The sequence below is a fragment of the Thermoplasma sp. genome (assembly GCF_008709555.1).
Taxonomy (GTDB): domain Archaea; phylum Thermoplasmatota; class Thermoplasmata; order Thermoplasmatales; family Thermoplasmataceae; genus Thermoplasma.
Map to the genome: position 1 here is coordinate 1 of NZ_VYIJ01000004.1, position 12,460 is coordinate 12,460.

The following is a 12,460-nucleotide window of genomic DNA, read 5'->3' on the forward strand; positions in this document are numbered from 1 at the left end:
ACATCCTCTTCAGTACGATGCTGCTTATTTCAGATCCATCGTAGCTGAGCTTGTTCACAGTATCGTCATGCTTCCTGAACTTCATGAGCGCCCAGAATGTTACGAAGATGTTGACGTCGATCCCGTTAGCGACAGCACCGGATGTTATTACACCCGCTGCGGCTATCTTATCTATTGTTCCAGAGGCCAGAACAATCGACATGGTCTTTGACATAAGTATCATATCGATATTGTTATTTCGTAAATAAAACTTATGTTTATAGCAGATTATTTCCAATATCAGTAATATAATAATGAATTACAGATGATTATAAATTATTATGTAATAATCAATAGTAATAATTATGCATCTTTTTAATTTATATTAACTGATTCCATAAGCAATATACCGATAATGGTCAAATAATGCACATATAAATAAACTTATATACGCATTTAGAATAGGGATTTGGTGATAATATGAGTGCAGAATTCATAGATTCATTGGCTGTAATGCTGCTTGCGTTGGGAATGTCTACGGCCATTGGTGCAATGTACTTTCTCTTCTCAGCTCTTGGAAATGAGAAGAGAATTCAGGGCATACTTATGCCGGCGATTGGTATCGGGGTCTTTGATTTCCTCAGTGGTTTCATAATGTCTTTCACCTGGCCACTGCCGTCGAGTTACAACATGCTCTTCGGCGATCCATTGCTAGTGACGGGCCTGATTCTGATCATGTCAGCATTCGCTTATTACAAACACTACGATCTCTCCTCCGTATCTATTCTGCTGTTCTTCCTAGGCATATACGTTCTCATAGAGGCGGTTGGCATAGTGAACTACCATCTGGAATCAGGCGACAACCTCCTAGCTGCAATGGGATTATATATAGTGGATGGAATAGGTGCTCTGATCTCACCGATAATGTTCATAGATCCTAAGAAGGGCAAGCTAGCCTACATGGTCGAGGCGGTTATACTCATAATAGGTACGATCATAGCGCTGTTTATCGGATACACCGCCATATATGGCCACCTGCTAGACTTCATAAAATATTTCCCATAAAGATCATTTTTTCTCTTTGAATTTATTTATTATTTCCAATTTATCTATGAAGTTTGGATTTATATAATATATCTTCCCGTATCTGTCACCTTTTGATATCAGTACTCCGTTATCTTCCAATATGCGAATATGATGCTCCGACGTCCTGTAATTTATACCCAGAGAAACGCTTATTTGGTTCAGATTTGATGGCTTTTCTTTGATATGTTCCACTATGCGTAATCGCATAGAACCTCCTCTGGTTCCAAAAAACAGCCACCAGATGAGACGCCTGTATTCATCGTAATATTCGGAATCTGAAGCCAACATTTACAGATAAGATAAATGTATATAAATATGAAATATTATGAGCCATCGCTCAAATGATGTGCTCCTCGTGCTAAAGCATCTTAACCTCCACATTTGCTTTTTTTCCACCCACTCCTCATCGCCTGGGATCGTTTTGCAGGACCATTTCAAATCAGACATGGGATGGTTATTCAGCGTTAGCATCCTGCATGCCTTTCAAGAAAAAGGCATATCCACAGGCCTTGCCACGGTCCTATCAATATCGTTTCGAAGGTTTACTCTTCCAGCGCAATTCATATCCTTTCTGAAAGTCGAAGATTATTTGCTCATCTTTTTGTAAACACCTATTTTTGTGAAACCGATGCGAGAAATTGCTTTGATCGAAATCCTTAGGACTGAAAATTTGGGATATATCTAAGATCTACATATTCCCCTGTGCAATTTACTCTTTGCTATAAATGGGTCATAGATCCGAACGCCGTATATTCTTAATAATGTTTCCTGATCGGAAAGATCAACGGCTAATGTAGAAACGATGACGATAAAAGCACTAAGCTTAATAAGACACAATTCCATGAAAGATAGTAATTATGTCTCTAATTGTAACAGACATATTGAAATATTACGAACCCGAAATAAATGATGATCGCATCTCAAAGCTCTATATAACCACATCCAGGAAAGTTCTGGGGCAGGCCTACAGTCTCCAGAACAAGATGATGGTCGTTGGAAAACTCCTGGATGTTGCAATAGTTCCTGACAAAGAGAAGATAACAGAAACTGCAGTTCCAGGTAGAGACAGACTGATCGGAACAAAGCTGGAGGCCTATTTTTTCACTGCAAATGGAAGCGATAGGGATTATCTCTTCTTCTCCTCGAAGTTCAGTCATATCCTGACAGAATATGCCATATTTGCTGAGGAATATGAAGTCAAGGTTGAGTTCATCTATGTGCAGAAAAAGATAGGAAAGATAAAACTGTACACGAAAGGTACAGTCATGGACAGTTACAGATCACAGGAGAGTGAGAGTGTTGGATGAGGCAAGCGAGAAGATAGACAAGGCCACGAAATTGCTCCAGGGAGGCATGAAGGAGGAATCTCTGGGCCACAGGGACAAGGCAAAGGAATATTATTTTGCGGCTTACAGGCTCATGCTTGAGGCTGCCAACGCATCACCTCCAGATCTTAAGAAGAAGAGACTTGATCAGTGCAATATAATTCTCAGCGCCTACCAAAGGGTCAACGATAACGTTCAGGCCAACCCGGAATCAAGAGAAAACGATAGTATATCAGAAGGTGAAGCCCTACTGGAGGAGATCGGCCTCGAAAAACCAGAAATACCCAGGGTTACGTTTGAGGATGTTGCAGGACTGGATGAAGTAAAGAATGAGATCCTGGGCAAGATCGTATATCCCATGAAATTCAAGGAGCTTTCCCAGGAATACAACATTCAGTTCGGTGGTGGAATGCTCCTCTATGGGCCACCTGGAACCGGAAAAACATTCATAGTCAAAGCCATAGCGAATGAGGTCAGAGCGAGATTCATAAATGTGAATCCAGCTAGCCTCTACAGCCAGTGGTTCGGAATGTTCGAAAAAAACATATCGAAGCTGTTCAGGGCTGCAGCGCTTCTATCCCCAGCCATAATCTTCTTTGACGAGATTGACGCACTTGTGCCCAAAAGAGATACTTCAAATTCGGACGCCGCAAAACGGGGTGTTGCGCAGTTGCTCAACGAGGTTGGAGGTATAAATTCTCAGAAGAACAAGAACCTCTTCATAATAGCCGCCACAAACAATCCATGGGAGATAGACGAGGCAATGCTTCGGCCCGGAAGATTCGATATAAAGGTATACGTTCCCCCACCGGACATCGTAGCGAGAAAGAAGATATTTCAGCTCAACATGGCCAAGGTGAAACAGGCCGGCAGTATTGATTATGACCTGCTCGCCCAACAAACAGAAGGCTACAGTGGTGCGGATATTGAGTTCATATGTAAGAAGGCAAGTCAGAATGTCTTCATGGAGGCAGTGAAATCTGGAAAACAGAGACAGGTCGAGACGAAGGACCTTCTGGATGTCATAGGGAGCATAAGACCATCAATTGATGCCGATCTGCTCTCAAAATACAGGGAGTTTGCAGGTATTTGACGACGGGGATTGAGATGCGTTCGCTGTTCAAAAAATTAAATTATCAATAGCTGCAGGTCGTTATTCCGCTTACGCCACAGAAAAACCTTCATCATCCTTTTTCAAGAGACCTGAATAAACTCCCCACTCTATCAGTATGACCTCAAGATCATGTGTACCGGATGGTGAATTGAAGGTCTGCACACCTTCCTCATTCAGAGATTGCATGAGCTGATCCAGATCGAAGCGACGGAGCCTCAGTGCTGTTTTGAACGGTTCGATATTCTTCAAGGATTCCCTTATTATCTCTTTCCGCCTCCTTATGCCCGATCGGACGTATTCTCTCCCCTTATCCGTTATTATTATGTCCCCAGATTCTGCAGAAACGAACCCGAGATTTGATGCGGTGTACACTATGGGCATAAGGTCGTCTATATCCACCTCCATCTCCTTTTCAAGCCTGTAAAGATCGGTCTTACCTTCAAATATATTATTCATAACATACAATAATCCAACGAGATCGGCTATCCTTGCGTTGGGATCAACGACTTCGGTCATCGTCAGTTAATGCAATGCATAATATTAAAAGTGTTCTATCTGAGGATTTATCCGGGAAGGAGAACTCGCATTATCAAGCTGCAAATACTCCCTCCTCCGCCACATACCTTTTCCTGGCAAGATCCATCATCCTCCTTGTGAAGAGTATGGAATATATGGCAACAACTATACCGAAGATGAATGATCCCCATCCAGCCAGTGCTATATTCCCTGTATTTGTCTGAACATCTATGAATTTCATGAGACCAAAATGTACCTCGAGACTTCTTCCGGCAACTATGTCTGGCCAGTATTCCCCTATCATCAGGCCACCCCACGCGCTGTTTATCGTGGACGATATGCCGGAGATCAGGTATGGAAATGTTCCTGGCAGTATTATACTGCGCATCCTGCTGAAATAACCCATATTCAAGTTCTTCATTACCTCAAAATACTCGGCCGGAAGGGCCTTAACGCCCATCCAGAATGAATAGAATATGTAGTAGAATGTGCTGACAAATCCCAGAGAAAGAACATAAAACTCATCTGTGAATGCACCCAGTACTGAATGTATGGCTGTGAAACTGGCCGCAAATATGAACGGTAAGTATATGGGTGGCGGATAGGCACTGAGCGCCTGTATTATCGGAACGCCAATTCCCTCGGCGCGCGAATGCATCGCCAGATAATATCCAAGGAATATGGCTATCACGAAGGATATCGCCAGTATTACTCCGACCCTAAGATAGTCATAGAGCAGATAAAGGACAATCCTTGGCGTAATACTGAAAAGCCTTCCCCATTCCGAATGTGGCACCGAGATGATCAGATCCACGCTGGAATACAGTATTAAGCCCAGGATGATCACGCCTATGGCTATGCTGGTATACCTGCTGATCTTTTCCTTGCGGATCTCGTGCTTCTCGAATACCTCTGGTGGCCTTGAAATGGCCCTGGATCTGTAATATCCTGCTAGCCTTGAAAGTGGATTTCTGGCCACGACGGATAATAGCCTTGTTGTCTGCTTGACGTTAAGACGCCCCCTTCTTATGATCGGAGCATCTGTATCGACGGTATACTTCGACACCGCATACCTGCTGAATTCCCTAAGCCCAATTATTATAAGTATAATAACCACGGCGAGTATCGCAAGATCAATGTATATTAGCCGTGTCTGGCCGCTGGCCACCAGGGAGTCCAGAACAGTGCCTATGCCGAATGTCTGGTACGTGTGTATTCCCACGCTGAAGACCTCGCTCACCGTGATGTAGAAAAAGCCGTCAGATACACTCGGGAATAGGTTTGCTGCTATCCTCGGATAGGAAAACGGTATGAAAATTCGTCTCATCTTTGTCAGGAACGACATCTGATAATTCTCCGCGACCTCCAGCATCTCACGCGGTACAGTCTTGAATGCCTGATATTCTCCTATCCATATGTTCCAGACAACAGCGGTAAAGACAAGGAAATCCGCTGCCATCTCGACTCCAAGTGGACCACCGATCCTTGTGACGAATATTATGAGAACTATTGGAAAAAATGATATAACTGGAACCGACTCGAAAACCTCTATAAGAGATATGTAAATATTCTCGAAAATTTTCCCCTTTATAGCAGCATATGCCAGGAACCAACCGGTGAATATTGAAATGAGTATGAGACCAAGCACGCGACCTGCAGTGGCAAGTGTTGCAAGGGTGATGAGGAGGATCTCATTCATAGCTTCTTCACCTTCGGTGGTGTGAGATAGTTGTATAGGGCATCGAGTATCTGGTTGAATTCCTCGCTCCTCGGATTCCTTGGCCTTGGCAGATCCACATGAACCTTCCCCACAACGGTAGCAGGAACATTGTTAAGCACGTATATCTCATCGGCAAGTTCCACCACCTCGGTCAGGTTATGAGATACCAGAACCACGCCCTTCAGAGGAGTGTCCGGACTGAACAGTATATTGTAAATATCCTGCCTGAGGCCTTCAGCTGTCAATTCATCGAGATGCGCAAATGGCTCATCCATCAGAAACACAAGTGGGCTTGCGGCAAGTGCACGTGCTATTGCAACTCTCTGCCTCATGCCGCCGCTCATCTCCTTTGGATACAGATCTTCGAAACCCTGCAACCCGACCATCTCAAGTGCATTTCTGGCAGCCTTCTCAGCCTCTTCATCCGAAACGTTTCTGACCTTGAGCGAAAGCATAACATTCTCCAGGGCGGTCAACCACGGAAACGTCACTATGGACTGATGTATCAGTATTATATCTGGCGTCGGCCTTATTATTGGCTTTCCGAACAGATATACAGATCCGCGGTCAGGTTTCAGAAAACCTCCGAGGATCCTCAGGAGAGTTGATTTGCCTATGCCGGATGGGCCGACTATGGCAACAAACTCGTTTTGACCGACATCGATGTTGATATTTTCAAATACCTTGTACCCATTTTCATAGGAAAAATCAATACCTACGGCACTGAGAACATACTGGGCAGCTCTGGCTCGTTGCATTGCGTTATCTTTAATGAGATCCTCGTCCATGGATATCACCTGATGGGACAGTGAATCTCCCCGATCATGAGCCCAGATTTCCAGTGCAGAGATCTCAGTTTCTTCTCACGGGGCAATCACCGTAAAGCCCGATTCCTAGAACATATATAAACACTGTTTTACACGTTATTATCTTTATTTTAAGAACTTCGATAAAAGCATGATATCGTTGACAACGGCACCTGCAGTTTCATATGGACCATCATATACATCACCTACATTAACAGTGCCATTGTTATCCGTAGTTATCTGATAGCCAAGTCCATCCATGCCTATTCCTTTCAGGAAATCGTTTTCTGGTAGAGAGACAATTCTGGATACTGCTACGGGTCTTCCGTCATCAGAGTAAACCTCGGTTATAAGGCGATCATTTATGCCATAAGCCTTTTCTTCAACACCAGTATATTTAATGTCTCTGAGCATGTATTCCGTGCCGAATATATGATTTACAAGTATGACGCTCTTCCTTGCGGCATCCAGGCCCATTAGGTCGTCCTGTGGATTTCTCTCCGCTATTCCCTTATTGATGGCCTCTTCAACGACATCCCTGAGAGTCCTTCCAGCGGCCATATTTCTTATGACGTAGTTGATAGTGGAGCTCACGATTCCCCTGAAACGGCTGATCTTTGAGGGCAACACGGAATAGTCAAGGACACTGAACAGAGGAACGCCGCCGGCCACCGTGGCTTCATACCTTATGGCCTTTGAATTTGATCTTGCAGATTCCATTATATCATGCCATCTGTTGGCCAACCCTGATTTGTTTGCCGTGACGACATTCATTCCGCTTTCGAACGCCATACGATAGAGATCCGATTCTCTTATACCGTCTCTTGAAGCGGGTGTGCAGTCCACAAGCACATCCGCATGCTCTCCGAGGAGATCTTCCGGACCTGAAAAATCTTTATTGGACAGCCTTCCGGCCTTCTCTTTTGATTCTATGATATGCAGGATATCCAGATCCTGACCGGCTACGTAGCTCCTTGAATCGGATACGCCTACAACTCTTATCCCACCATTTGAACTCCGATGATTATTGATCTGTATGATCTTGAGAACGTTCAGACCGACATTTCCAGTACCAATGAGTATTATTCGTGTCTCCTTCATTCTGTTGATAAATGGCGTGGATCTATAAAAGCTTCAACATGAGCCAGAAAATGAGATTAAGCCTACTGGGTGGTTTTTTATGTATTTGAAATTTAAAGAAAAACCATGGAAAAAGGCTCACCGGTCGGTCACATATGCAACAAATTTAAATACGTGCTTTATGTTAATCATCCAATGGTTGAATTAACGGGCTACATCCTTTTGATTGTTGCCCTGATAGATGGCCTGCTGTTCGGGCTTGCGATCAAGAAAGGCGTGACATCTTTCATACTAATAGTGATCGCACTGATCCTGTCTACGTACGTTGGCTTTTCGTTCGCTCCGCACGTGTCAATAACGAACATGACTGCAAGGCTCCTGCCATACGTCAAGAGTTATGCAGCTCAGATAACCAACGATATCTCAATAGGCTTCGGTGGATCTCTGTCGCTCACGGTGATCCTTTTCCTGATAGGGCTGGCCGTAGGGCTCTGGAAGGGATGAATGCCTCACAAAAAAGATGTGTTCGATGACTGGATTCTTCATCCATAGTTTATATTTTTAAAAGTTATTATATATCTCATATGGATGTGATCCAGAAATAGGTTTTGATGGATAAAATGATTTATTTTGTATGATCATCGTCATTTTTAACGCCGCCAAGAGATTTTAGCAGGTTTTCAAGATCTTTATCCGTTGTTGAAGACTCTGCCGCTTCCTGCACTGTCGGCTTCTCTTGAGATCTCTGGCCCTCACCCGAGAGCGAGGTAAGTATCTTTTCCACACTTTCCGGATTGTATTCGCCCCTCTGGTTCACTGCAGTTGTTATCTGATCCAGCTGACTGCTCAGCCTCTCCTGTATCTGATCCGAAGCTGAGATTATTTTCTCCACATTCTGCTGCATCTGTATCACCTGTTTCTCTGTGAGCTGGCTCTTAAGCAGATCCTCAGATCCTTCCTTTAGGGAGGCCCATACCTTCTTGGTGGTGTCCGCAAACTGAAGATTGAGATCTATGTTCTCAAGGAATAGCTTATAATCCTTGAGGCCCCTTATGGCACTGTCAAGGGATACTATGTTCGATGCAAAGACCCTGGCCTTCTCTATATTGCCGTCCTTCAATGATATCTTCGCGTTCTGGATGTTCATCTCTCTGTTTTTCTCGTATTGCCTGATTGCCCTGTCTATATCGGATTTCCACTTGCTTATCCTGGAACGCCTTTCAAGCATCTTCTCTTCTTCGCTTTTTCCAAATTTGAATAACACCATAATTATCTCCTTCAATCCCTCTGTTTTTCTTCCCTGTTAAAATATTAATTTAATGTGAGATATAAACTTTTATACGTAACCACCTCAAGTTGTTCGAATAATGCGGACAGATGACCTTGGATGCACCAGTCTCTCATTTTCTCTGAACTATATGCTGTTTGCGTAGATATCCTTTACAGCGACAAGATCCCTGAGAGCCCGTTCAGGATCGAATGGTACCGGTGTGTTATCAACGATGCTCCTCAGGAAACCGGATACCTCATCCAGGAATATATCGTGGTAACCAAGATCCATGGGGTCTCCATTCAAAATAGGATCACCGTAGGCTCGTTTTCCCTTTGGGGCCTCAAAATTCTTTGGCTTGCTTCTGAGATCCTCTATGATGCTACCGTCGGTTCCCACTATCTCGAACGAGGGAAGGTCTGGAGGATTTGGGTATCCCCATGAGTAGAAGAAAAGGCCGTTTGATCCGTTACTGAACTTGAAGATCGCCTCGACCGTATCAGGCTCCTCGATGGATGCAACGGACCTGTAGAAGTTTGACCTCACTGAGCTATAGGCCCCACCGAGGTTCAACAGAGTATCTATGAAGTGTATGCCACCATCTATTAGGGGACCACCGCCCATAACAGATGCCTGGGATCTCCAGCCGTGCCAGTTGTATTTCCTCTGATCTCTGATAATGACTGTATGCATGGTCCCTATTTTCCCAGATTCGATTATGTCCTTTGCCTTCCATACACTGGGATCAAAATAATACTGATCGGCTACCATGAACTTACGCCCATGCTCAGTGGCTGATCTTATCATCTCCCTGGCATCTGCGATCTCAGTTGCTATTGGTTTCTCAACCAGAACGTGTTTACCGAGCGAAAGTGACTTCACGGTCACATCCCTGTGCATGTTGTGAGGCAATACCAGATCGAATATTTCCGCATCGGATCTGAACGCTTCCTCAAGGCTTCCGTTCACCTTCACTATGTCATATTTCGCTCTGAGATCGCTTACAACATCGGCTTTTCTCTCGGTTATCTCGATATCTACGTCAAGCTTTGACCATGCCTCAATATGACGTTTTCCGAACCCATTGAGACCTATTATATTGACCTTCATGACTTATCATATCAATAAAGAGTTCATCAATAATTAAATTTGGCATGCAAACAGGAGAACATCAGAGGATGCAGTGTTCTCACCATATAGTTTAGATATTTTGCCATTTCTCATCTGTCATCGCATATGCGATTTTCATATTCGGATTTAGAAATATTTTTTAATTGTTTTCCCATAATGCATAACATAAGAGATGATGCATAAAGTAATGACTCCATCATATCTTATATTTAGATGTTTAAATAAATATAGAATACAGGAGTGATGATGGATTTGAATATAAGACGAGTGGTGCTTGATGTGGACAAGGGCCTCAACAGGCCGACACTGGTTGAACTTGCTGCTGCAATAGAGAGGGTCCAGGGGGTAGAGGCCGTGAACATCATAGTCACAGAGATGGATATGGAGACCATGGGCACGAACATCACAGTGGAGGGTACAAACATAAATTATGATGAACTTATAGAGACAATTGAAAATACTGGGTCTGCGATCCATTCTGTTGATGAAATAGCCGTAGGAAAGAGACTCATCGAGAACGTGAGGAGAAACCAGAATTGAGGGGCCGTATACTCTTCTCGGTTACTCTTGGGCTTTCCGATGGAATAATAACCTCGCTAATGATAGCTGCGGCAGCGCTTTCGTCGTCTGCCTCGCTTGGAGTGACCGAAGCACTGAGGATAGGAGCAGGATCGGCTATAGTTGGTGGTTTCAGCTTCTTCATCGCAGAATATGCTAGGTTGCGCGGAGAGGTATTCAGGATGTCCAGACAGCTTGCAATGGATTCCCCTCGAAAGCTCATGAGAAGCAGAATTGGCATAGAGATCACGGAGGAGGCCCTGGAAGGCACTGCAATAGCTGGAGCGTCAGGATTCCTTGGTTCCATGATACCACTTGCGACCGATGCGTTGTTGCCAAATTATCATATTCTTCCATTTGCAGCTGCGGTAATCGCACTGGCCTTTCTCGGCGTGGGTCTTGCCAGATCAATATCCGGCCACTATGCTGTATGGGCTGTTGGTATGTCTGCGGTTGGTGTTATAATGTCATATGTGGGGGTATTCCTCCACATAGTTTCATGATTTCTCGAGTTTTAAGTAAGGATCAAATTCATCTGCCTAGATGGAAAGTTCATTTATAATTGGGCTATATGTGTGAGTGATCACGGACATCCTGACGCAGATACTCGTACTGTTATCCGTATCGATGCTTCTTGGTGTTCTGCTTGACAGATTCAGGATACCAGGGGTGGTTGCCTACATCGTCTCCGGAATCATCGTTGGCGTGGGAGTACTCAGGATAATATTACCATCACAGCCCATTTCAGACATAGAGAGCATATCCCTGTTCTTCATAATACTATCAATAGGAGTGGAGGCAAACACTGAATACATCTACGGTAACCTCAGGAGATCGATACTCTTCACCATATCTGGTTTTGTTCTTCCAATGGTTCTTGGCCTTGCCATACTGAATTTAATCAGTCCGTTCGGTTTCATCGCATCCTTCTTTGTTTCTTTATCTGTGAGCGTACCTTCCATTTCCATAATAGCAGTTCTCCTCATGAAATATGATCTGCTGAAGGTCAATGGAGGCCGCCTCATTCTCTCCTCGGTCGTTCTTACGGACATAGTTGCCTTCATCATGCTCTCCGCCACCACCGAGAATATCTACAGGGTCCTCGAATCGCTGGGATTTGTGATACTTTTCTTCATCTTGATAGCGGTATTCGACGTTCTGATCAGGCGCAGGACATTGGGAATAATGGCCTGGATAGAGAAGCGGGAAGAAAGCGCAAATATTGCGTATCTCCTATTCTCAATCGTCATAATAGCAGGCCTGCTGGTATCTATAATATTTGAAGCAATAGGCATAACCTACGTCCTTTGATCCTTCTTTGCAGGGATATTAATTCATGAGGCTTCGGTAGGTGAAAAATATCACCGGATGCTTCTGAACACACTCAAGAGAATAAATGACTCCTTCTTCATACCTCTCTTCTTTTCCATATCCGGGGCCAGCGTCGTATTCCCAAAAGCCGGGATATTTTTGATATTTCTGCCGGCACTTATCGTTATCATAGCATCCGGTACACTCCTAAATTATATATTATCAAAGAAATTCATAAGGAGCATAACACCACTGACAACCATGTCCGTCCTGGGTGGAAGGGGAGCTGTTGGCGTAATAATAGCTGCGATAGCATATGACACCAACATAATAACAGCAACAGAGTATTCCCTTGCAATACTCGGAACTGTACTGATCTCACTGATAATAACGCCACTTATATCGCTCGCTGGGGCTGGAAAGAAGGACATGAATAGTCCGGTAAATACGTGAAATACGTTATGATACCTGTTGGATCAGCAGAATGTCGGCACTTCATAAGATTATGAAATAAAAAATTAAATCTAGAAATATTTTATACTTTATAATCGGAAAAGTTAATTA

Annotated in this window: 14 protein-coding genes and 1 pseudogene; 7 read left to right on the forward strand and 8 right to left on the reverse strand. The window is 43.9% G+C overall.

Translation table 11 applies throughout. From position 1 onward, the window contains the following. On the reverse strand, positions 1-223 hold a 223-nt coding region (locus tag F6Q11_RS02395; protein ID WP_297026115.1), incomplete at its 3' end, for a DsrE/DsrF/DrsH-like family protein. A gap of 236 nt (positions 224-459) precedes the next feature. On the opposite strand from F6Q11_RS02395, the gene F6Q11_RS02400 reads away from it, so the two are divergent. Beyond that, positions 460-1,044, forward strand: a complete 585-nt coding sequence (locus F6Q11_RS02400) for a DUF981 family protein (protein WP_297026116.1) — start codon at positions 460-462, stop codon at positions 1,042-1,044. A gap of 3 nt (positions 1,045-1,047) precedes the next feature. Here F6Q11_RS02400 and F6Q11_RS02405 read toward each other — a convergent pair whose 3' ends face one another. Further along, positions 1,048-1,353, reverse strand: a complete 306-nt coding sequence (locus F6Q11_RS02405; protein WP_297026117.1) for a winged helix-turn-helix domain-containing protein — start codon at positions 1,351-1,353, stop codon at positions 1,048-1,050. A gap of 569 nt (positions 1,354-1,922) precedes the next feature. Between F6Q11_RS02405 and F6Q11_RS02410 the strand changes: the two genes are divergently transcribed. Together F6Q11_RS02410 and F6Q11_RS02415 are read left to right on the forward strand one after the other, a co-directional pair. Then, positions 1,923-2,372 (forward strand): hypothetical protein, encoded by a 450-nt coding sequence (locus tag F6Q11_RS02410; RefSeq protein WP_297026118.1) that lies wholly within the window; start codon positions 1,923-1,925, stop codon positions 2,370-2,372. Next, positions 2,362-3,483 (forward strand): 26S protease regulatory subunit, encoded by a 1,122-nt coding sequence (locus F6Q11_RS02415; protein ID WP_297026119.1) that lies wholly within the window; start codon positions 2,362-2,364, stop codon positions 3,481-3,483. The genes F6Q11_RS02410 and F6Q11_RS02415 overlap by 11 nt, the downstream gene beginning before the upstream one ends. Before the next feature lie 69 nt (positions 3,484-3,552). On the opposite strand, the gene F6Q11_RS02420 is transcribed toward F6Q11_RS02415, so the two are convergent. From F6Q11_RS02420 to F6Q11_RS02435, 4 genes are all read right to left on the reverse strand, one after another. Continuing rightward, on the reverse strand, positions 3,553-4,020 hold the full coding sequence (locus F6Q11_RS02420; protein WP_297026120.1) for an AAA-associated domain-containing protein: 468 nt from the start codon (positions 4,018-4,020) through the stop codon (positions 3,553-3,555). Between the two features lie 73 nt (positions 4,021-4,093). After that, entirely contained in the window at positions 4,094-5,719 is a 1,626-nt protein-coding gene (locus tag F6Q11_RS02425; protein WP_297026121.1) for an ABC transporter permease subunit, read from the reverse strand. Then, positions 5,716-6,528 (reverse strand): ABC transporter ATP-binding protein, encoded by an 813-nt coding sequence (locus tag F6Q11_RS02430; RefSeq protein WP_297026122.1) that lies wholly within the window; start codon positions 6,526-6,528, stop codon positions 5,716-5,718. Before F6Q11_RS02430 ends, F6Q11_RS02425 begins: the two co-directional genes overlap by 4 nt. 144 nt (positions 6,529-6,672) lie before the next feature. Then, positions 6,673-7,647 carry a homoserine dehydrogenase gene (locus tag F6Q11_RS02435; protein WP_297026123.1) on the reverse strand — a complete coding sequence of 325 codons (975 nt, stop codon included), beginning with the start codon at positions 7,645-7,647 and terminating at the stop codon, positions 6,673-6,675. 174 nt (positions 7,648-7,821) lie between these two features. Here F6Q11_RS02435 and F6Q11_RS02440 point away from each other — a divergent pair, with 174 nt between their 5' ends. Then, positions 7,822-8,130, forward strand: coding sequence for a hypothetical protein (locus F6Q11_RS02440; RefSeq protein ID WP_297026124.1), 309 nt, complete (start codon positions 7,822-7,824; stop codon positions 8,128-8,130). A gap of 121 nt (positions 8,131-8,251) precedes the next feature. On the opposite strand, the gene F6Q11_RS02445 is transcribed toward F6Q11_RS02440, so the two are convergent. Together F6Q11_RS02445 and F6Q11_RS02450 are read right to left on the reverse strand one after the other, a co-directional pair. Continuing rightward, the gene (locus F6Q11_RS02445; RefSeq protein WP_297026125.1) at positions 8,252-8,893 is read right to left on the reverse strand and encodes a Snf7 family protein; all 642 of its coding nucleotides are present in this window, start codon (positions 8,891-8,893) and stop codon (positions 8,252-8,254) included. A gap of 147 nt (positions 8,894-9,040) precedes the next feature. Then, a complete protein-coding gene (locus F6Q11_RS02450) occupies positions 9,041-10,006 on the reverse strand; it encodes a Gfo/Idh/MocA family protein (RefSeq protein ID WP_297026126.1) in 966 nt (321 codons plus the stop codon). Positions 10,007-10,273: 267 nt separating this feature from the next. Here F6Q11_RS02450 and F6Q11_RS02455 point away from each other — a divergent pair, with 267 nt between their 5' ends. The 3 genes and pseudogenes from F6Q11_RS02455 (at position 10,274) to F6Q11_RS02465 (ending at position 12,349) form a co-directional block, all read left to right on the forward strand. Further along, a complete protein-coding gene (locus tag F6Q11_RS02455; protein ID WP_367119321.1) occupies positions 10,274-10,567 on the forward strand; it encodes a DUF211 domain-containing protein in 294 nt (97 codons plus the stop codon). After that, positions 10,564-11,088, forward strand: coding sequence for a hypothetical protein (locus F6Q11_RS02460; protein ID WP_297026128.1), 525 nt, complete (start codon positions 10,564-10,566; stop codon positions 11,086-11,088). The genes F6Q11_RS02455 and F6Q11_RS02460 overlap by 4 nt, the downstream gene beginning before the upstream one ends. A 124-nt stretch (positions 11,089-11,212) precedes the next feature. Continuing rightward, positions 11,213-12,349 (forward strand): annotated as a pseudogene (locus tag F6Q11_RS02465) (cation:proton antiporter). The last annotated feature ends 111 nt before the right edge of the window (positions 12,350-12,460 follow it).

What these genes read in the sequence shown, in the direction of transcription:
- F6Q11_RS02400 (WP_297026116.1), top strand. Translation starts at nt 460, where the DNA reads ATGAGTGCAGAATTCATAGATTCATTGGCTGTAATGCTGCTTGCGTTG.
- F6Q11_RS02405 (WP_297026117.1), bottom strand. Translation starts at nt 1,353, where the DNA reads ATGTTGGCTTCAGATTCCGAATATTACGATGAATACAGGCGTCTCATC.
- F6Q11_RS02410 (WP_297026118.1), top strand. Translation starts at nt 1,923, where the DNA reads ATGTCTCTAATTGTAACAGACATATTGAAATATTACGAACCCGAAATA.
- F6Q11_RS02420 (WP_297026120.1), bottom strand. Translation starts at nt 4,020, where the DNA reads ATGACCGAAGTCGTTGATCCCAACGCAAGGATAGCCGATCTCGTTGGA.
- F6Q11_RS02425 (WP_297026121.1), bottom strand. Translation starts at nt 5,719, where the DNA reads ATGAATGAGATCCTCCTCATCACCCTTGCAACACTTGCCACTGCAGGT.
- F6Q11_RS02430 (WP_297026122.1), bottom strand. Translation starts at nt 6,528, where the DNA reads ATGGACGAGGATCTCATTAAAGATAACGCAATGCAACGAGCCAGAGCT.
- F6Q11_RS02435 (WP_297026123.1), bottom strand. Translation starts at nt 7,647, where the DNA reads ATGAAGGAGACACGAATAATACTCATTGGTACTGGAAATGTCGGTCTG.
- F6Q11_RS02440 (WP_297026124.1), top strand. Translation starts at nt 7,822, where the DNA reads ATGGTTGAATTAACGGGCTACATCCTTTTGATTGTTGCCCTGATAGAT.
- F6Q11_RS02445 (WP_297026125.1), bottom strand. Translation starts at nt 8,893, where the DNA reads ATGGTGTTATTCAAATTTGGAAAAAGCGAAGAAGAGAAGATGCTTGAA.
- F6Q11_RS02450 (WP_297026126.1), bottom strand. Translation starts at nt 10,006, where the DNA reads ATGAAGGTCAATATAATAGGTCTCAATGGGTTCGGAAAACGTCATATT.
- F6Q11_RS02455 (WP_367119321.1), top strand. Translation starts at nt 10,274, where the DNA reads ATGGATTTGAATATAAGACGAGTGGTGCTTGATGTGGACAAGGGCCTC.